We start from the raw sequence: 19228 nt of genomic DNA on the forward strand, positions 1-19228 counted from the left end.
TCGGGTGAGCGGGAGGGGGCGGGGATCAGCCCGCGGGGACCACCGGGAGCTCCAGTACGCCGGTGTCCTCGGGGGCGTGGAGGACGGTGACGGGCTTGATGCCCCGGTTGCCGAAGTACGCGGTGTCGCTGGCGGCGATCACGAACTCCAGGCGGTGCCCCTTCTCGTACCGGTGGACGATGCCGGGCAGCTCGACCGTGAAGGGCCGGGTGACGTCGGGGACCCGGACCGGGGAGACGAGCCGGTTCACCAGCTTCCGGCTGCCGTCGGGGGCGACGTCGTAGACCTTGGCGAACAGGACGAGCTTGTCCGAGGCGTCGCCGCTGTTCTGGACGCGCTCCGCCTTCGGCGAGACGACCTTGAGGGTGGCCTTCGGCGCGCCGACGACATCGAGGGGCGCGGTGAGGGGTTCGCTGCGCCAGCCGAGGTAGGTGCCCTTCGTGTCGTACGGTTTCGGGTCGGGCAGTCCGATCAGCGGGGCGATGGAGCTCTCGGAGTGGCTGGTGGGCACGAGCCAGTTGGTGTACTGGCGGCTGCCGCGCGCGACCTTGGAGCGGTTGTCGACGAGTTTGCCGTCGCCGGAGAGGTAGAGGGACTGCGAGAGGGCGGGGACGTCGGCGGCGGTGCCGTAGCCGCTCCCCCAGTCGCGGTAGTAGGAGAAGGCGGGGCCGGTGTCGGTGGCCGTGTCCCGGTGGAGGTAGCGGTCGAACCAGGCCAGCACCCGCTGCCCGACGTGGCTGGTCTCCAGGTTGCCCTGGCTCAGGTCGAGTTCGCCGGGGACCTGGCCGCCGCTGTGCCCCCAGGACTGCCAGATCATCTTGGTCTCGGTGCCCTGGTCCTTGAGCGTCCGGTAGGTGGCGGTGGCCTCGTTGAGGTTGAACAGGCTGTCGGCCTGGCCCTGGACGATGAGGGTGGGGGCCTTGACCCGGTCGAGATAGGAGACGGGCGAGACGCTGCGCGCGTACGCGAGCATCTCCTTCGCCTTGTCGGCCGGGTAGCGGCCGGAGTTGAGCAGCCGGATGGTCTCGCAGGCGCGGGTGGCGAAGTGAAGGCAGTCGAGACGGTTGATCCGGGAGGGGTCCAGGCTCGGGTTGAGGAGCGGCTGCCCTTCGCCGATCAGGTAGAAACCGTTGGCCCACTGCCACTTGAAGACGCCGGGGGTGTCGGAGGTGACGCCGGTGCGCGCCCCGGTGTTGTTGGGGGCGAGCGCGTAGGCGAGGTCGTTCCAGGTGATCAGCGGGACGAGCGCGTCGACGCGGGGGTCGACGGCGGCTGTCGCCAGCTGGATCGCGCCGCCGTAGGAGCCGCCGATCATGCCGACGCGGGGGTCGCCGTCGGCGTCCCGGGTGACGAAGTCGGCTTCGGTCCCGTCGTCGGCCGCGCGAACTCCCCCGAGGAAGTCGAGGAGTTCGCTCGCTGCCTGTCCGTCGACGGCGGGGTCGTCGAGGGTGATCAGGCAGCCGGACCTGCCGAAGCCGAGGCCCGAGTAGACGAGCCCGACGTAGCCGCGTTCGGCGAAGGCCTTGCCGATGGCGTCGGTGGACCCGTCGGACTTGCTGCCGCCGAAGCCGTTGGTGGCGAGGACGGCGGGGGCCGGGTTGTCGGCGTCGGCCCCGGCGGGCCGGTAGAGATCGGCGTCCACCGTGCAGGTGCGGTCGCCCGCATCGACGGTGAACGTCAGCGGGGTGACGGTGTACGGGGCGGCGTCGGCCCGGGCCGGGCCGGCGAGGACGAGGGGGGCGACGAGGGCCGCCCCGGCGACCGCGACGAGCGGGCCGCGCACTCTGGAAACAGCACCTGACACGAAGACCTCCACACCGAGGGCACCTTACCGACCGGTAAGTATTGGGTCGCGCTCATGCTGTGACACAGGTCATAACTGTGTCACAGCATCGGACAGCGGTTCTTGACGGATGTTCACGTTCCGCGCGCGAAAGCACACACCACGTTCGCGCCCGCACGGAAGACGGTGCGGGCGCGGATCAGGGAGAGGCCGAGGAGGCTCAGAGAAGGGCGGGCGCCTCGACGGTGAGCGTGCAACGCCCGCCGTCCGCCGGGGCGTCGAGCACCGCGGGCAGCCCCAGGGGGATCGTCAGCGCGGTCGTCCCGTGGCCGAATCCCAGCTCCTCGACCACGGGTATGCCCAGCGGGCCCAGCCGGTCGGCGAGCACGGCGCGGATCTTCTCGTACGGGCCGCACTCCTGCCAGGAGCCGCAGGCCACTCCGGCGACCCCGGCCAGGGCCCCGGAGCGCAGGAGCCGGGTGAGGATGCCGTCGAGCCGGTAGGGCTCCTCCCCGGTGTCCTCGATCACCAGGAGGTTGCCCCGGGCGTGGGACCGGCCGCTCGGAGTGCCCGTGTCGGCGGCGAGCAGGCTGACGCACCCGCCGTACAGGACGCCTTCGGCTCGGCCGGGGACCAGGGCACCGGCCGATGCGAGGCCGAGGGTGCGGGCGCTCTCCGGCTCGAAGAGGGTGGCCCGCAGGTGCTCACGGGTCGGCGCGTCCTTGAGGAACGTCTCGGTGGCGATCATCGGCCCGTGCAGGGTGGCGAACCCGGCCCGCAGGGCGAACGCCTCGTGCAGCACGGTGATGTCGCTGTAGCCGACGAACGCCTTGGGCCCGGCGGCCCGGATCGCCGCCCAGTCGACCAGGTCCACCATCCGGTGCGCGCCGAAGCCGCCCCGGGCGCAGAACACAGCCTCCACGGACGGGTCGCACCACGCTGCCCCAAGATCCGCCGCACGGTCCGCGTCCGTCCCGGCGAGGTAGTCCAACTCCGGATGTGTGGAGCGGACATGGGGCCCGACGACAGGTTCGAGGCCCCAGTCGCGCAGGACGGCGAGACCTTCCTCCAGCCGGTCGGCGGGTACCGGTCCGCTGGGTGCGACGACGGCGACCCGGGAGCCGGGGCGCAGCCGGGCCGGCCGGGCGAGCGGGGTGGCCGGGCCGGGGTCCTGGCGGGTCACGTGGTCAGCTCCAGGGGCGGTACGTCGGACCGGTCGAAGCCGAACGTCTGGGCGTAGAGGGAGAGTTCGGCCTCCAGGGCGCGGATCAAGGTCTCCGAGCGCCGGAATCCGTGGCTCTCCCCCGCGAAGGCGATATAGGCGTGGGCGATGCCCCGGCCGGCCACGGCGGCGAGGAACCGCTCGCTCTGGGCGGGCGGGCAGATCACGTCGTCGAGGCCCTGGAGCAGCAGGAACGGGGTGGCGAGCCGGTCGGTGCGGTTCATCGGGGAGCGTTCCCGGTAGCGCTCGGGCACTTCGGCGAACGGGCCGACGAGGGACTCCAGATACCGCGATTCAAAGTCGTGGGTCTCGTCGGTGGCCCACCCTTCGAGGTCCAGGATCGGGTAGAGGATCGTCCCGCAGGCGTACAGGCCGGTGCTGGTCAGCGAGGCGGCGGTGGTCCAGCCGCCCGCGCTGCCGCCCCGGATCGCGAGTCGGTCCGGGTCGGCCGCGCCCTCCTCGACCAGGGCCGAGGCGACGGCCGCGCAGTCCGCCACGTCGACCAGGCCCCATTCACCGCGCAGCCGTTCGCGGTAGGCGCGTCCGTAGCCGGTGGAGCCGCCGTAGTTCACCTCGGCGACGCCGATGCCGCGCGAGGTGAAGTAGGCGATCTCCAGGTCGAGGACGAGCGGGGAGTGGCCCGTGGGGCCGCCGTGCGCCCAGACGACGTACGGGGGCTTCTCGCCCTCGGGGCCGGTGTGTTCGGGGTGGTGCGGCGCGTGGATGTGGGCGTGGATCTCCCGACCGTCGGGGCCGGTGAAGGTGCGGTGCTCGGGGACCGGGTAGTAGGCGGGGTCGACCGCGTCCTCGTGGAATGCGCCGATGGTGCGGGTGCGTCCGGTCGTGGTGTCCAGCTCGACGACCTCGGGGGCGCTGCGGGGGCTCGCCGCGACGCCGACGACCCGGCTGCCGTGCACGGTGAGCGTGTCGGACCAGACGGTCCAGGGGCCGGGGGCGTCGGCGAGTTCGCCGGTCTCCGGATCGAGGATGCCGAGGCGGTGGTCGCCCCTGCCGTGCAGGACGGCGATCAGCCCGTTGTCCAGCGGATGGAACCAGCGCAGCCCGATCTTCCAGAGCGGCCCGCCGAACTCCTCGCCCCGGGGCGGCAGGAGGCGGCTGCTGGGGACCACGCCGCCCGCGACGGCGTCGGGGCGGATGCGCTGGAGCTCCCACCAGCCGGAGAGGTCGGAGACGAACAGGAGGCTGCCGTCGCGGTCCCACTCCACCTGGCAGACCGATTCGTCGAGATCCCCGACGAGGGGCCGGACGCCGGTCAATTCGCCCGCTTCGGTGATGTCGGCCAGCATGACCACCGTGCCGTCCCAGGGCATCGCCGGGTGGTCCCAGGCGATCCAGGCGGCCCGCCGCCCGTCGTGGGAGACCTTGGGTCCGGTGACGAACCGGCGCCGCCCGTCGGAGAGTTCACGCACCGCCGCCCGGTCGTCGGCCGCCGAGCCGTCCAGCGGTACGGCGGCGACGACCCGTCGTACGTCGGTGGGGGCGGGTCCGGTGAACTCCTCCAGCACACACCAGACTTCGCCCGCCGCACCCTGCTCCGGGCGCACCTGCGGGTCCACCCACCGCAGCCCGCCGCCGACTTCGGAGACCGGGGTGAGCGGCCAGGGCTCGTCCGGGCCGTCGGGGGCGTAGGCGTACAGCCGCTGGTCGGTGAAGTGGACGAACACCACGAGGAGTTCGCCGTCCTCGCGGACCGTGCCGGCCCAGGGCTGCCCGCCGTACTCGATCACCCGGCTGCGGGCGTTCCAGGGGGCGGGCAGCGCGGGTGCGGTGGTGCCGTCCGCGCGGCGGCGAATCAGCGCGCGGCGGCCGCCCTCGGCGGGGCGCGGCTCGGTCCACCAGACCTCGTCCCCGACGGTGCCGACATGGTCGGGCCGGCCGTCGCGCGAGGCGGCGAGCGCCGCGTCGATCGGCGACGGCCAGGTGCCGTACGGCGCTGCTGCGGGCACGGTGTTCGCGTAGGACGGTTTCACGTGGGACGGTCCCCCCCGGGGCACGGTCGGTCGGCAGGCGGTCAGGCGGTGCGCAGGTAGTGGTCGAGGACGCGGACGCCGAAGTGGAGGGCGTCGACGGGGACGCGCTCGTCCACCCCGTGGAAGAGCCGCTGGTAGTCGAAGCCGACGGGCAGCTTCAGCGGGGTGAAGCCGTAGCCGGTGATGCCGAGCCGGGAGAACTGCTTGGCGTCGGTGCCGCCCGACATGCAGTACGGGACGGTGTGCGCGCCCGGGTCGAACCGCTCGACGGCGGCGCGCAGCTTGGCGTACGTCGGGGAGTCGACCGGGGCCGTCAGGGCCTTCTCGCGGTGGTGGAACTCCCAGTCGACGAGCGGGCCGGTGAGCCGGTCCAGGGTGGCGTGGAACTCCTCGTCGCCGCCGGGGACCATGCGTCCGTCGACGTAGGCGGTGGCGTGGCCGGGGATGACGTTGACCTTGTAACCGGCGTCCAGCATCGTCGGGTTGCTGCTGTTGCGGATGGTGTTCTCGACGAGGGAGGCGGCCGGGCCGAGCTTGCCGAGCAGCTGGGCGACATCGAAGCCGGGGTCGTCGAGGTCGGCGGTGATGCCGTGCAGGGCGGCGATCTCGGTGATCGCGGCCCGGACGGTCGGGGTGAGGCGGATGGGCCACTCGTGCTCGCCGATCCGGGCGACGGCGGCGGCCAGCGCGCTCACCGCGTTCTCCCGGTTGACCTTGGAGCCGTGCCCGGCCCGGCCCTCGGCGGTCAGCTTCAGCCAGCCGGTGCCGCGCTCACCCGCCGCGATGGGGTACAGCGCGAGGCCGTCGCCCGCGTGGAAGGTGAAGGCCCCGGACTCGCTGATGCCCTCCGTACAGCCCTCGAAGAGGTCGGCGTGCTGCTCGGCGAGGAAGCCGGAGCCGTCGGCGGCGCTGTCCTCCTCGTCGGCGGTGTAGGCGATGACGATGTCGCGCGCCGGGCGGAAGCCCTCGCGGGCCCAGCCCCGGACGACGGAAAGGACCATCGCGTCCATGTTCTTCATGTCGACGGCGCCCCTCCCCCACACGACGCCGTCGCGCACCTCGCCGGAGAAGGGGTGCACGGTCCAGTCGGCGGGCTCGGCGGGCACCACGTCGAGGTGGCCGTGGACGAGCAGCGCGTCGGCCGAGGGGTCGGTGCCGGGGATCCGGGCGACCACGTTGGTCCGACCGGGGGTTCGCTCCAGCAGTGTCGGCTCGATCCCGGCGTCGGCGAGCCGTTGGGCGACGTACTCGGCGGCCGGGCGCTCCCGGCAGTCGCCGCCACCCCGGTTGGTGGTGTCGATGCGGATCAGCCCGGAGGTGAACTCCACCACCTCGTCGAGGGCCTGCCGGTCGACGGGTCCGAGCAGGTCGGGGGCCTCAGCCATACTGTTCCTCCACGGCGGCCGACACGATCGTCGTCACCGCCTTGAACGTGCGGATTCCTTCGTACATCGTCGCGCTGGTGTAGGCGACGCGCCTCTCGCCGCTCGGCGCCACGCCGGGGACGACGGTCGCCGCCGCTGCCAGATGCTCGGCGTCGAACTCCAGCTCCACGGTGAACGAGGGGCCGGTCACGGGGTCCCGGCGGCACGCGAGCGCAGTGGCCGCTTTCGCCGCCGCCCGGATGTCGGCGGCGGTACGGGCCGGGGTACGGCAGACCGCCGCGTACCGGGAGACGTAGTCCTTCACGGCGACCTTCCGGGCGTCGGGGGCGTACCCCTCGGCGTCCACGCAGGTCAGGTCGTCGCCGGTGACGAGGACGACGGGCACCCCGTACTCGGCGGCGACGTGCGCGTTGAGCAGGCCCTCGCTGGCCCGGACGCCGTTGAGCCAGACGCCGGTGATGGAGTTGGCGAGGTAGGTGTGGGCGAGGACGCCCTCCGTGCCGGCCCCCGTGTGGTAGCCGACGAAGGCCACCGCGTCCACGTCGCCGTGCTGGATGCCCTCCACCATGGACAGCGACTTGTGCTTGCCGGTCAGCATCTGAACGCGTTCGTCCATGTGCTCCAGCAGCAGATTCCGCATCGACCAGTGGGCCTCGTTCACCAGGACCTCGTCGGCGCCGCCGTCGTAGAAGCCGAGCGCGGCCGCGTTCACGTCCGAGGTGAACATCGACCGGCAGCGCTCCCACTGCGGGGTCCCCGGCAGCACGTCGGCCGGCCAGGTGACTCCGGTGGCGCCTTCCATGTCGGCGCTGATGAGGATCTTCATGCCGCCACACCGTACGCCCCGTGAGCGGCGCGGGCCAGGGAGGGGCGGGCGCGTCAGAGGTCTGGTCCGGTGACGTCGGACGAGCCCCGGCCGCGCACTGCCCTATGGCACCGCTGCGGACCGTCCCGGGATACTGCGGGCCCCACCCGGTGAAACGAAAGGGACCCGTGTGACCCACCAACTCCCCGCAACGGCCCGGATCGGTCTCGGCGGTATGGCGCTCCTGCTCGTCCTGGCGGGCTCCGCCCTGCCCGCCGCAGCCTCCCCCGCGGACACCTCCCGCACCCCCGTGGAGGCGACCGTCGAGGAGCAGCGCCTCGACCGGGCCGCCCCGCAGGAGATCCTGCGGCGCAGCGGATTCGACGCCTTCGCCCCGCGCTTCGAGCGAGCCCTGAAGCACGCGAAGAGCTATGCGCAGGCCGAGCGCACCGTGACCCGGCACGCCTCGGCGCTGTGGCGGCGCGCCGTGGACCGGGCTCAGGGGCGAGGACCGGCCACGGGTGATCTGAGCCGGGGCGACGACCGCCCGCTCTACTGGGCCCGGCTCGCGCTCAGCCGGGAACTGCGCGCCTGGACGCCCCGGTTCGACCTCGACGACCGGCGGCGCGAAGCCCTGCACTCCGCCCTGGAGACCGCGTCGCGCGGCCAGAGCGACATCCACTACCAGGGCCACCGGACCAAGCGGGTCCTGGTCACCGGCTTCGACCCGTTCACGCTGGACCGGGACGTCCGGATCGGCAACCCCTCGGGGGCGACCGCGCTCGCCCTGGACGGCACCCTGGTGCAGACGCCCGACGGGCCCGCCCGGATCGAGACCGTCGTCTTCCCGGTGCGCTGGGCGGACTTCGCCGAGGGCGTCGTCGAGCGGGCCCTCTCCCGGCATCTGCCCCATCTGGATCTGTTCACCACGGTCAGCCAGGGCCGTCAGGGCCGTTTCGACGTGGAGCGCACGAACGGAGCCTGGCGCGGCGGCTTCGCCGACAACGAGAACGCCTCCAGCACCGGGCTCGTCCCCGTCGCCGATCCCGCCACGCAGCCGCAGTGGACGTCCACGACCCTCCCGTACCGGCAGCTCACCGAGGCGGACACGGGCCGCTTCCCGGTGTACGACAACACCGAGGTCACCGAGATACCGGCGGGCGGCACCCAGCCCGTGACCAGGCCCGACGGCCCCACCCCGGGCTCGGCGGCGCGGGCCGGGGGCGGCGGCGACTACCTCTCCAACGAGATCGCCTACCGGGTCACCCTCCTGCGCGACCGGCTCCGTCTGCCGGACCTGCCGGGCGGCCATCTGCACACCCCGGTCCTCCAGTTCGGCGCGGAGAACACGAACCCGCAGACGGGCACGGTCACCGACCCGGACTTCGAGCGCAACCGCGCCGACATCGTGGGCCAGGTGAGGGAGCTGGTGCGGACGGCGGTGACGGCCACCGGCTGAGCGGCGCGGCGGCAAGCTGCGCGGCGGGATCCCGGCGCGGCGGCTCGCAGGGGTGCGGTGCGGCCCGCCGGGGCGAACACTATGAACGCAATGCGCGCGGGGCTTCTCCCCCGGGTGCGGCGCTTCCTAGCATCCCGGCATCCCGGCGCACCCCGTGCCGGAGCAGCCGCACAGACCGTTCCGGTGGCAGCGCCCGCAGGCGCTGCCACCGGCGCAGAACGCCAGGAGCCGCCCCCGTGAACTCCCCCCACGCCCCCGTCCGGGCCCTGCCGCTGTACCGCCGCCACCGGCTGCGCTCCGCCGCGCTGGCCGCCACGGTCGCGGCCCTGCTCCTCGGGTCGGCGGGCCGGGCCCCGGCGGAAAGCCCGGCCGGATCCCCGCCCGCCGCCCTGCCCGCCGCCCCGGTCGCCGCCGACTGCCCGGAGGCGCTGGCCGGAAAGGCCCGGTGTTACACGGGCCGGGACGGGAACGGGGCGCACTACGCGCTCGCCATCCCCACCCGCTGGAACGGCTCCCTGGTGGTGCACGCGCACGGCGGGCCCGACCTGGGCGACGCGTCGGACCCGGCCCGCTCGACGGAGGACCTGGGGCGCTGGGCCGTCATGGTGGAGGAGGGTTACGCATGGGCGGGCTCCCCGTACCGGCGCGGCGGCTACGGGACGCGGATGGCGGCGGCCGACACCGAGAACGTGCGCCGGGTCTTCGCCGACCGGTTCGGGAAGCCGGAACGGACCTATCTGCACGGCCAGTCCTGGGGCGGGAACGTCGCCGCCAAGGTCGCGGAGACGTACGGCAGGAAGCCCGGGGCGTACGACGGGGTGCTGCTGACCAACGGCGTCCTGGGCGGCGGTTCGCGCGGCTACGACTACCGGGTCGACCTGCGCGTGGTCTACCAGTACTACTGCCGCAACCACCCGCGCCCCACAGAGCCGCGGTACCCGCTGTGGCAGGGGCTGCGCCCGGACTCCACGATGACGTCCGCCGGGCTGAGTTCCCGGCTGCGCGAGTGCACGGGGTTCGACGCGGAACCGGCCGCCCGGACCGCCCTCCAGCAGCGCAACCTGGACGACATCCTCGCCGTCACCGGGATTCCGGAGCAGTCGCTCGAATCGCATCTGCGGTTCGCGACGTTCACCTTCCGCGACATCGTCGCGACCCGGCTGGAGGGACGTAACCCCTTCTCCAACCGGGGCGTGCGGTATACCGGTTCCCACGACGACCGGGCGCTGAACGCGGGCGTGGAGCGGTTCTCGGCGGATCCGACCGCGCGCCGGGACCTCTCGTGGGACAGCGACCTGACCGGGCGGGTGTCCCTGCCCGTCCTGACCCTGCACGCGATCGACGACCCCACGGCGTTCGTGGAGCACGAGGCCGCCTACCGGGCCACATTGCGGGGCGCGGGCCGGGAGCACCGGCTCGTGCAGTCCTTCACCCGGGAGAGCGAGCACAGCGGGCTGAGCAGCGCGGAGTACGCCAACTCCATTGATGCACTTGACCGTTGGTCCCGTACCGGGCGCAAGCCCACCGCGCGTTCGCTGGCCGAATCGTGCGCCGCCTTCGACCGGACGTACGGCACGGGGTGCTTCTACGATCCCGGGTTCCGGCCCTCCTCGTACGCCTCCCGGGTGCTGCCCCGGCCGGGCGGCCTCGACTGGCCGGCCATGACGGCCGGTCAGGAACAGGCCTGGAGCCGGATCGACGGGGTGGGCATCGCCCCCTGAGGCGCGGGAAAGGAGACCGCTGCCCTCCCGCGACCCTGGCACCCCTGGCACCCCTGGCACCCCGCTGGTATACCGTAACGCCGCCTTCACACCGGCCGTACGCAAGGGAAACGGCGGCTGCCTAGCGTCCCCCGCCATGGATACCCGCACGCAACTCGCCGAGCCGTCCCCGCCGGACCCCGCACCGCCCGCCGTACCCGACGAACCACAGGCGGTGCGGGAGACGCTGGAGGACTACACCCTCCGCTTCGCGCCGCGCAGTTACCGCCGCTGGACCCCGATGGTCGTCGCGACCACCGCGCTCGGCGGCATCGCCTACATGGCCGACTTCTCCATCGGCGCGGGCATCGCCATGGCCCACGGCACCGGCAACGCCCTGGTCGCGATCACGGTCGCGGCGGCGCTCATCTTCATCACCGGTTTCCCGCTCGCCTACTACGCGGCCCGCTACAACATCGACCTGGACCTGATCACCCGGGGCTCCGGCTTCGGCTACTACGGCTCGGTCCTCACCGGCGTCATCTTCGCCAGCTTCACCGTCATCTTCTTCGCCCTCGAAGGGGCGATCATGGCCCAGGGCCTAAAGCTCGGATTCGGGCTGCCGCTGTGGCTCGGCTACGCCGTCTCCACCCTCATGGTCATCCCCCTCGTCATCTACGGGATGAAGGCGCTCAGCAAGCTCCAGGTGTGGACCACCCCCATCTGGCTGCTGCTGATGGTCGGCCCGCTGGTCCATCTGGTCGCCACCGACCCCGGCACGGTCGACAGCTTCCTCGCCTACGCGGGCACCGACGGCGGGGGCAGCCTGAACACGGCCTCCGTGCTGCTCGGCGCGGGCGTCTGCCTCTCGCTGATCGCGCAGATCGGTGAGCAGATCGACTATCTGCGCTTCATGCCGCCGAAGACCGAGGCGAACCGGCGCAGCTGGTGGACGGCGATGGTCATGGCCGGGCCCGGCTGGGTGGTGCTCGGCGCGATCAAGCAGGCCATCGGGGTCTTCCTCGCCGTCTACATTCTCTCCGAGGTGGGGCCGGCGGCCGCGACCGAGCCGATCCAGCAGTTCCGCGGGGCGTTCGACGCGATGATGCCGTCCTGGCTGGTGGTGCCGCTGGCCGTGGTCCTGGTGGTCATCAGCCAGATCAAGATCAACGTGACGAACGCCTACTCCGGCTCACTGGCGTGGACGAACTCCTTTACCCGCGTCACCAAGCACTACCCCGGCCGCATGATCTTCGTCCTGGTGAACCTGGCCTTCGCGCTGATCCTGATGGAGGCCGACATGTTCAGCTTCCTCAACAGCGTTCTGGGCTTCTACTCCAACTGCGCCATCGCCTGGGTGGTCACCGTCGCCACCGACATCGGGGTCAACAAGTACCTGCTGAAGCTCTCCCCGCACGCACCGGAGTTCCGCCGGGGGATGCTCTACGCGGTGAACCCGGTCGGCGTGACCGCGTTCACCGCCGCCTCCGGGCTGTCCATCGCGATGTACTTCCACGCCTTCGGCGACACGGTCCAGCCCTACTCCCCCGTCGCGGCCGTGGTGATCGCGTTCGTCCTCACCCCGGTCATGGCGGTCGTCACCCGCGGCCGGTACTACCTGCGGCGGAGCGACGACGGCATCCCGGTGCCGCTGCTGGACGACGAGGGCAACCCGAGCGCGGTCACGTACGACTGCCACGTCTGCCGGCAGACCTTCGAGCGCCCGGACCTGGCCGCCTGCCCGGCCCACGACGCCGTGGTCTGCTCGCTCTGCCTGAGTACGGACAAGGCGGGCGACCACGTCCTGCCGGCCGCACCGCCCGTCCCGATCTCCGGCACCTGATCCGCGTCAGGCGGCCTTCGCGTCCCTCAGCAGCTCCTCGATCCGGGACAGTTCGTCCTCGGTGAAGTCCAGGTTCCGGGCGGCCTCGACGCTGTTCTCCAACTGCGTCACGCTGCTCGCGCCGACGACGGCGGAGGTGAGCCGGCCGCCGCGCAGCACCCACGCGAGGGCGAGCTGCGCGAGCGACTGGCCACGCTCCTTCGCCAGCGCGTCCAGGGCGCGCAGCCGCTCCACCAGCTGCGGGGTGACGGCGTCGGCGGACAGGAAGGGGCTCGCGCCCGCCGCCCGGGACCCGGCCGGAATGCCGTCGAGGTACCGGTCGGTGAGGATGCCCTGCTCCAGCGGCGAGTAGGCGATGGACCCGACGCCCAGCTCGTCCAGGACGTCCGGCAGCCCGTCGGCCTCGATGCGGCGGTCGAGCATCGAGTAGCGGGGCTGGTGGATGAGGAGCGGGGTGCCGAGGTCCTTCAGGATCGCGGCGGCCTCACGGGTCTGGGCGGCGGAGTAGTTGGAGAGGCCGACGTAGAGGGCCTTGCCCTGCCGTACGGCGGAGTCGAGCGCGCCCATGGTCTCCGCGAGCGGGGTGTCCGGGTCGGGGCGGTGGGAGTAGAAGATGTCGACGTACTCGACACCGAGGCGCTTGAGGCTCTGGTCGAGCGAGGAGCGGAGGTACTTCCGCGAGCCCCACTCCCCGTACGGTCCCTCCCACATGTGGTAGCCGGCCTTGGTGGAGATGACGAGTTCGTCGCGCAGCCCGGCGAAGTCGGTGGCCAGGGCGCGGCCCAGGGTCTCTTCGGCGGAGCCGGGCGGCGGGCCGTAGTTGTTGGCCAGGTCGAAGTGGGTGATGCCGAGGTCGAAGGCGCGGCGCAGGATGGCGCCCTGCGTCTCGGGCGTCCTGTCGCCCCCGAAGTTGTGCCAGAGGCCGAGGGAGAGCGCGGGCAGCAGGAGACCGCTGCGGCCGGTGCGCCGGTAGGGCATGCCGGAGTAGCGGTCGGGGGACGGCAGGTACATGGGCGGGCTCCGCTGGAGAGATCCGGGGACTGAGGGAGACGGCTCCAGGCTTCCGCAGATCGATCCAGCAGTCCAACAGGAGATTCTGCTCGAATTCATCGCCTACATTGCTCAATCATGGAATTGCGTCAGCTGGAGCACTTCGTCGCCGTGGCGGAGGAGCAGCACTTCACCCGCGCCGCGGAGCGGCTCGCCGTCTCGCAGTCCGGACTCTCCGCCTCCGTACGGGCGCTGGAGCAGGAGCTGCGGACCCCATTGTTCAGCCGCACCACGCGCACGGTCCGGCTCACGGAGGCGGGGCGGGCGCTGCTGGTGGAGGCGGAGCGCACGCTGGCCGGGGCGCGGGCGGCGCGGGACGCGGTCGACGCCGTACGGGGGCTGCTGCGCGGGACGCTGACGGTGGGGGTCGAGCAGTGTGTGGCGGGGGTGAGTCCGGCGCGGCTGCTGGCGGCGTTCCACCGGGAGCATCCGCAGATGGAACTGCGGCTGCGTCAGGAGGGCACGAGCAGTCTGCTGGACGGGGTGGCGGGCGGCCGGCTCGACCTGGCGTTCGCGGCGACGGTCGGCCCGGCGGAGTGGCGCGGGGAGCTGGTGCCGCTGGCCCGGGAGCCGATGGTGCTGCTGTGTGCGGCGGGGCATCCGTTCGCGGGGCGGGCCGAGGTGGGGTGGGAGGAGCTGCCGGGGGCGTCGTTCATCGACTTCCATCCGGACTGGGGGCCGCGCCGGGCCGCCGACGAGGCGTTCGTGGCGGCGGGGGTGCGGCGGACGGTGGGCCTTGAGGTCAACGATGTGCACAGCCTGCTGGAGCTGGTGCAGGAGGGGCTGGGGATCGCGGTGGTGCCGCACCACTTCTCCCGTAAGCCGGAGGCGGCCCGGCTGGTCGCGGTGGAGCTGGCGGGCGCGCACCGGCCGGTGTACGAGAGCGTGGTGGTGCTGCCGGGGGCGGGGAGCCTGAGCCCGGGGGCGCGGTCGCTGATGCGGCTGGTGCGGGAGGACCCGGTGCGGGAGCCGGTGCGGGATCAAGTCTGAGGCGTGGGTCCCACCAGCCCCCCGGAGCCGCACCGGCCCCCGGAGCCTCGGCGACCCCGGGGCCGGTCCCCGTCCCCGTACGCTTCAGTCCTCGTGGCCCAACTGGAGGTCGCGCTCGGTGCGGCCACCGCCCGCGACCTGGAGGACCGTGGCGACCGGCGGGTATCCGGCGGCGATCACGGTGTACTCGCCGGACGACAGGTCGACGAACCGGAACGACCCGTCGGACCCGGTGGTGAGGGTGTCCACCACATTGCCCGCCGCGTCGAGCAGCGTGACCCGGGCGTCCTCGACGGGCCGTCCGCCGGTGGCCCGGACCACGCCCCGCAGGACGGCCCCGCCCGCCAGCTCGATGTCCTGCCGGGTCTCGCGGGCGGCCTGCACGCTGACCGGGAGGGCGGCGGGGCGGAAGGCGGGGGCGCTGGCGGCGAGGGTGTACTCGCCCGCGATCAGCTCGCCGATGACATAGCCGCCCTCGCGGCCGGTACGGGTCGAGGCGACGACCTCGCCGCGAACGTCGGTGAGGGTGACGGCCGCGTCGCGTACGGGGGCGCCGTCGGGCGTGAGCACGGATCCGGCGAGGCGTCCGGCGCCGCCGAGCACCACGTCCAGTTCGACGGGGCGTTCGCCGACGGTGACGCTGACGGCCTGGGGCTGGTGGCCGCCCGCGGCGGCGATCAGGACGTAGGAGCCGGCGCCGGGGACGCTGAGCGCGTACCGCCCGTCCTCGCCGCTGGCCCCACGCCCGATCTGCTGCCCCTGGACGTCGATGAGGGTGAGGGCGGCCCGGGGGACGGTCGTGCCGTCGGGGTGCTGGACGCTGCCGTGCACCGGGACCCCGGCGAGGTGGCCGGAGTCGGCGCGGGCGGCGGGGATCTGCGTGGTGGTGGTCTCGGCGGCGGCTTCGGGGCTGTGGTGGGACACCAGCGGTTTCTCCTTGAGGAAGAAGGCGAGGATCAGGCCGAGCACGAGGACCGGCACGAGGTAGAGGAAGATGCGCGGCATCGCGTCGACGTACGCCTGGATGTAGGCGTCACGCAGGGCGGGTTCCATCGCGTGGACGATCTGCGGGGTGATCGACTCGGGGTCGGGCAGCTCCGCGCCGGTGGGCAGCCGGACACCGAGCGCGTCCGAGAGCCGTCCGGCGAGCAGCGTGCCGAAGATCGCCGCGCCGACGCTGCCGCCGATCTGCCGGAAGTAGTTGTTGGCGCTGGTGGCGGTACCGAGGTCCGAGGGGCGTACGGAGTTCTGCACGGCGAGCACGAGGACGGACATGACCAGCCCGATCCCGAGGCCGAGAACGGCCTGGTAGAGGCTGTACACCAGCGGGGAGGTGTCCGCCTCCAGCAGGGACAGCAGGCCCATGCCGACCACCGAGACGGCGCTGCCGACGATCGGGTAGATCCGGTAGCGGCCGGTGCGGGTGACGAGCTGGCCCGAGACGATGGAGCCGCCGACGATGCCCATCATCATCGGGAGCATCAGCAGCCCGGATTCGGTGGCGCTGACCCCGTCGACCATCTGGAGATAGGTCGGGAGGTAGCTGGCGGCCCCGAAGAGCGCGATGCCGACGACCGCGCCGACCAGGCCGGTGACGTTGAAGACGGAGTCACGGAAGAGCCGTAGCGGAATGATCGGTTCTGCGGCCCGGCGCTCCACGGCGACGAAGAGCGCCGTCGTGACGACCGCGCCCGCCGTCAGGCCCAGGATGGTGCGCGAGCCCCAGGCGTACTCGGTGCCGCCCCAACTGGTCACCAGCACCAGGCAGGTGGAGGCGGCGGCGAGGAGCGCCGCGCCCAGGACGTCGAGCCGGGGGCGTACGGCGGGCCGGGGCAGCTTGAGGACGACCGCGATGACGGCCAGGGTGACCAGGCCGAAGGGGACGTTGATGTAGAAGCACCAGCGCCAGGAGGCGTGGTCGGTGAAGAAGCCGCCGAGCAGGGGTCCGGCGACCGAGGCGAGGCCGAAGACCGCGCCGATGAGGCCCATGTAGCGGCCGCGCTCCCGGGCGGGGACGATGTCCGCGATGATCGCCTGGACGCCGATCATGAGGCCGCCGCCGCCGATGCCCTGGAGGGCGCGGAAGGCGATCAGCTCGTCCATGGTCCGCGACCAGCCCGCGAGGGCGGAGCCGATGATGAAGACGACGATGGCGAACTGGAAGACGCTCTTGCGCCCGAAGAGGTCGCCGAGTTTGCCGTAGAGCGGCAGGACGATGGTGGAGGCGAGGAGATAGGCGGTGACCGCCCAGGACATCTTCTCCAGGCCGTGCAGTTCACCGACGATCCGGGGCAGCGCGGTGGCGACGATCATCTGGTCGAGCGCCGCGAGCAGCAGGGTGAGCATCAGCCCGAGGAAGACCATGCGGACCTTGCGGGGGCTGATCTCCACGGCCGTCTGCCCGGTGCCGGGTCCGGCCGGAGGGGGTGGCGGGGGCGGTGCGGCGGTTTCGACGGTCGCCGTCGTGCCGTCCGGATCCGGGCCGTCGGGTCCGGTGCCGTCCGGCCCGTCCTTCACCAGCGTGATTCCGCCCACCACGTAACGCTCCCCTCGTTGCACCTGCGCCGCCCATTTGTCGCATCGCGCGGCAAGGCGGGGCAAACGTGACGAGGGGCGTACGCGGCGCGTACGGAGGGCTTATGCGCCGGTGGGAGCCGCTACCGCGCACAACCGGCCGCCCCGGAAAACCACCCGTTCCGGTGAGGCCGGCCGACGTGCGGGGGCCGGGCGGACCGGCCCCCGGATCGCCGGTGGGTCCTACTTCTCGACCTCGGTGGCGAGGTTCTGGAGCAGCTCGTCGTAGATGCGGGCGAGGCCCTTGGGGGCGAACGTCCGCTCGAAGAACCCGCCGATGCCGCCGGCGCCGTCCCAGACCGTGACCACCACGGCCTTGGACTTCCCCTCACCGGCCGGGGTGACGGTCCAGGTGGTGACCATGGAGGAGTTGCGGTCCTTCTCGACGAGCTGCCCGTCGGTCGGCTCGCTGACCTCCAGCAGGCAGTCGCGGACGCGCTTGCTGGTCGCCTGGAGCTTCCAGTGCACGAGGGTGCCCTCGCCGTCGCCGCCCTCCCGGACCTCGTACTCGCTGAAGTGCCCGGTCAGCACCTTGCCGCGGACGTCCTTGTAGTCGGCCAGCGCGTCGAACACCGCCTCTGCGTCCGCCGCGATGATCCGCTCCGTGGTGGCCTCGACCTGCGCCATGGCTGTTCCTCCAGCAATCCGTGGTTCCGGGGGGTCAGCTGAGCCAACCACCTCGGGCACGGCCGCTCAAAATCGGGGTCCGGAGGGGATCCGGCCGGGCGAGGCCGGGTGCGATCAGGGGCAGCGGGTCCCGAGGACGCAGAACTCGTTGCCCTCCGGGTCGGTGAGGACGACCCAGCCCGCCCCGTCCGGTGCGACGTCGGCGCGCCGGGCGCCGAGCGCGAGCAGCCGCTCGACCTCCTCGCCCTGCTCCCGGTCGGTGGGGTTGACGTCGATGTGCAGCCGGTTCTTGACGGTCTTGCCCTCGGGGACGCGCGCGAAGGTCAGCGTCGGCGGCACCGGCCCGGGGCGACTCTTCCCCTCGGGCACCGCGGGCGAGCCGATGGCGACGACCTCCTCCCCCTCCTCGACGTCCTGCACCTCGTAGTCGAGGACCGCGCACCAGAAGCGGGCCAGGGCCATGGGGTCGGCGCAGTCGATCGCGAGCTCGGTGAACTTGCTGGCCATGGTCGGGGCCTCCCGGTCACGTAGCGGTTCCTCCAGGAGCCACACGGTAGTCGCGGGGTCCGCCCCGCACGATCAAGGGAACACATGTTCTATTCTGCGGGGAGTGCTACCGAGGAGGCGTCCATGCGCTGGGACAATCTGGTCGAGAAGGACTCGACGACCGGGAACAGCGCGCTCTTCGCCGCGGACGCGGTGACCACGCGCACGTTCGACACCCCGGAGTTCCGGGGCATCACCTTCCACGAGATCCGGGCCCGTTCGATCCTGAACCGGGTGCCCGGGGCCTCGCGGATGCCGTTCGAATGGACGGTGAACCCGTACCGGGGCTGCACACACGCCTGCGTGTACTGCTTCGCCCGCAAGACCCACAGCTATCTGGACCTGGACACGGGGATCGGCTTCGACTCGCAGATCGTCGTCAAGACCAACGCCGCCGAGCTGCTCCAGCGGGAGCTGGCCTCCCGGCACTGGCGGGGCGAGCACATCGCCATGGGGACGAACGTCGATTGCTACCAGCGGGCGGAGGGCCGGTACCGGCTCATGCCGGGCATCATCGCCGCCCTGCGCGACCGGGCGAACCCGTTCTCCATCCTGACCAAGGGCACGCTGATCCTGCGGGACCTGGAGCTGTTGCGGCAGGCCGCCGAGGTCACCGAGATCGGCGTCTCGGTCTCCGTGGGCTTCACCGACCGGGAGCTGTGGCGGACGGTCGAGCCGGGCACCCCCTCCCCCGACCGCCGGCTCGACGTGGTGCGCGCCCTCACCGACGCCGGGATCGGCTGCTCGGTCCTGATGGCCCCGGTCATTCCGTTCCTCGGCGACCGCCCCGAGCAGCTGCGCGCCACGGTCGCGGCCGTCGCGGAGGCGGGGGCGGCCTCGGTGACCCCGCTGGTGCTCCATCTGCGCCCCGGCGCGCGCGAGTGGTACATGCACTGGCTGGGGCAGCACCATCCGCATCTGGTGGAGCGCTACGAGCGGATGTACGCGGGCGGGGCGTACGCCCCCACCTGGTACCAGCGGCGGATCACCCGTCAGGTGCACGAGCTGGCGGACGAGTTCGGGATCGGCCCGGCGCACCGGGGCGCGGCCCGCCGGATCGCCCAGGCCCCACCCGCCCCGGCCGCCGCACCGGAACCGGGCCCGACCCAGCTGACCCTGCTCTGAGAGCCGTCCGAAGGACACCGGCGCGGCCGGCGGGGCCCAGGTGGCCGGTGGGGTCTGTGGGGCCGATGGCGTGACCGTACGGGGCGACTCCGCGCGGAACGGGCCCTTCCGCAGGGGAATTCGGGGAG

General features: G+C 72.6%; 14 protein-coding genes. 5 read left to right on the forward strand and 9 right to left on the reverse strand.

Features of this window, described 5'->3' with window-relative positions:
* Window positions 1-25 precede the first annotated feature (25 nt).
* The 5 genes from IE140_RS24915 to IE140_RS24935 all read right to left on the reverse strand — a co-directional run bounded on the left by IE140_RS24915 (window position 26) and on the right by IE140_RS24935 (window position 7207).
* A complete protein-coding gene (locus tag IE140_RS24915; protein ID WP_150196841.1) occupies window positions 26-1783 on the reverse strand; it encodes a CocE/NonD family hydrolase in 1758 nt (585 codons plus the stop codon).
* A gap of 220 nt (window positions 1784-2003) precedes the next feature.
* Entirely contained in the window at window positions 2004-2966 is a 963-nt protein-coding gene (locus IE140_RS24920; protein ID WP_150196839.1) for a S66 peptidase family protein, read from the reverse strand.
* Entirely contained in the window at window positions 2963-4972 is a 2010-nt protein-coding gene (locus IE140_RS24925; protein WP_167533546.1) for a S9 family peptidase, read from the reverse strand. Before IE140_RS24925 ends, IE140_RS24920 begins: the two co-directional genes overlap by 4 nt.
* Before the next feature lie 65 nt (window positions 4973-5037).
* The gene (locus IE140_RS24930) at window positions 5038-6381 is read right to left on the reverse strand and encodes a M20/M25/M40 family metallo-hydrolase (protein ID WP_093437881.1); all 1344 of its coding nucleotides are present in this window, start codon (window positions 6379-6381) and stop codon (window positions 5038-5040) included.
* Entirely contained in the window at window positions 6374-7207 is an 834-nt protein-coding gene (locus tag IE140_RS24935; RefSeq protein WP_150196837.1) for a M55 family metallopeptidase, read from the reverse strand. Before IE140_RS24935 ends, IE140_RS24930 begins: the two co-directional genes overlap by 8 nt.
* 169 nt (window positions 7208-7376) lie before the next feature.
* Here IE140_RS24935 and IE140_RS24940 point away from each other — a divergent pair, with 169 nt between their 5' ends.
* The 3 genes from IE140_RS24940 to IE140_RS24950 all read left to right on the forward strand — a co-directional run bounded on the left by IE140_RS24940 (window position 7377) and on the right by IE140_RS24950 (window position 12188).
* Window positions 7377-8645, forward strand: coding sequence for a pyroglutamyl-peptidase I (locus tag IE140_RS24940; protein ID WP_150196836.1), 1269 nt, complete (start codon window positions 7377-7379; stop codon window positions 8643-8645).
* Between the two features lie 236 nt (window positions 8646-8881).
* On the forward strand, window positions 8882-10366 hold the full coding sequence (locus IE140_RS24945; protein WP_150196835.1) for an alpha/beta hydrolase family protein: 1485 nt from the start codon (window positions 8882-8884) through the stop codon (window positions 10364-10366).
* 136 nt (window positions 10367-10502) lie between these two features.
* Window positions 10503-12188, forward strand: a complete 1686-nt coding sequence (locus tag IE140_RS24950; protein ID WP_093437892.1) for a purine-cytosine permease family protein — start codon at window positions 10503-10505, stop codon at window positions 12186-12188.
* A gap of 6 nt (window positions 12189-12194) precedes the next feature.
* Here the strand turns inward: IE140_RS24950 and IE140_RS24955 are convergent, their stop codons facing one another.
* Window positions 12195-13199 carry an aldo/keto reductase gene (locus IE140_RS24955; RefSeq protein ID WP_150196834.1) on the reverse strand — a complete coding sequence of 335 codons (1005 nt, stop codon included), beginning with the start codon at window positions 13197-13199 and terminating at the stop codon, window positions 12195-12197.
* A 117-nt stretch (window positions 13200-13316) separates the two neighbouring features.
* Between IE140_RS24955 and IE140_RS24960 the strand changes: the two genes are divergently transcribed.
* Window positions 13317-14228, forward strand: coding sequence for a LysR family transcriptional regulator (locus tag IE140_RS24960; RefSeq protein ID WP_189460710.1), 912 nt, complete (start codon window positions 13317-13319; stop codon window positions 14226-14228).
* 84 nt (window positions 14229-14312) lie between these two features.
* On the opposite strand, the gene IE140_RS24965 is transcribed toward IE140_RS24960, so the two are convergent.
* The 3 genes from IE140_RS24965 to IE140_RS24975 all read right to left on the reverse strand — a co-directional run bounded on the left by IE140_RS24965 (window position 14313) and on the right by IE140_RS24975 (window position 17936).
* The gene (locus IE140_RS24965; RefSeq protein ID WP_150194630.1) at window positions 14313-16766 is read right to left on the reverse strand and encodes an MFS transporter; all 2454 of its coding nucleotides are present in this window, start codon (window positions 16764-16766) and stop codon (window positions 14313-14315) included.
* 219 nt (window positions 16767-16985) lie between these two features.
* Window positions 16986-17429, reverse strand: coding sequence for an SRPBCC family protein (locus IE140_RS24970; protein ID WP_006128721.1), 444 nt, complete (start codon window positions 17427-17429; stop codon window positions 16986-16988).
* 114 nt (window positions 17430-17543) lie between these two features.
* Window positions 17544-17936, reverse strand: coding sequence for a VOC family protein (locus IE140_RS24975; RefSeq protein WP_150194632.1), 393 nt, complete (start codon window positions 17934-17936; stop codon window positions 17544-17546).
* 123 nt (window positions 17937-18059) lie between these two features.
* On the opposite strand from IE140_RS24975, the gene IE140_RS24980 reads away from it, so the two are divergent.
* Complete coding sequence (locus tag IE140_RS24980) at window positions 18060-19100, forward strand: Rv2578c family radical SAM protein (RefSeq protein WP_109180742.1); 1041 nt, start codon at window positions 18060-18062, stop codon at window positions 19098-19100.
* Window positions 19101-19228 lie beyond the last annotated feature (128 nt).

The sequence above is a fragment of the Streptomyces parvus genome (assembly GCF_014648875.1).
Lineage (GTDB): Bacteria > Actinomycetota > Actinomycetes > Streptomycetales > Streptomycetaceae > Streptomyces > Streptomyces parvus.

Excerpts from the sequence above, each read along its gene's own strand:
- IE140_RS24970 (WP_006128721.1), bottom strand. The coding sequence starts at position 17,429 with ATGGCGCAGGTCGAGGCCACCACGGAGCGGATCATCGCGGCGGACGCA.
- IE140_RS24980 (WP_109180742.1), top strand. The coding sequence starts at position 18,060 with ATGCGCTGGGACAATCTGGTCGAGAAGGACTCGACGACCGGGAACAGC.
- IE140_RS24975 (WP_150194632.1), bottom strand. The coding sequence starts at position 17,936 with ATGGCCAGCAAGTTCACCGAGCTCGCGATCGACTGCGCCGACCCCATG.
- IE140_RS24950 (WP_093437892.1), top strand. The coding sequence starts at position 10,503 with ATGGATACCCGCACGCAACTCGCCGAGCCGTCCCCGCCGGACCCCGCA.
- IE140_RS24930 (WP_093437881.1), bottom strand. The coding sequence starts at position 6,381 with ATGGCTGAGGCCCCCGACCTGCTCGGACCCGTCGACCGGCAGGCCCTC.
- IE140_RS24960 (WP_189460710.1), top strand. The coding sequence starts at position 13,317 with ATGGAATTGCGTCAGCTGGAGCACTTCGTCGCCGTGGCGGAGGAGCAG.
- IE140_RS24935 (WP_150196837.1), bottom strand. The coding sequence starts at position 7,207 with ATGAAGATCCTCATCAGCGCCGACATGGAAGGCGCCACCGGAGTCACC.
- IE140_RS24955 (WP_150196834.1), bottom strand. The coding sequence starts at position 13,199 with ATGTACCTGCCGTCCCCCGACCGCTACTCCGGCATGCCCTACCGGCGC.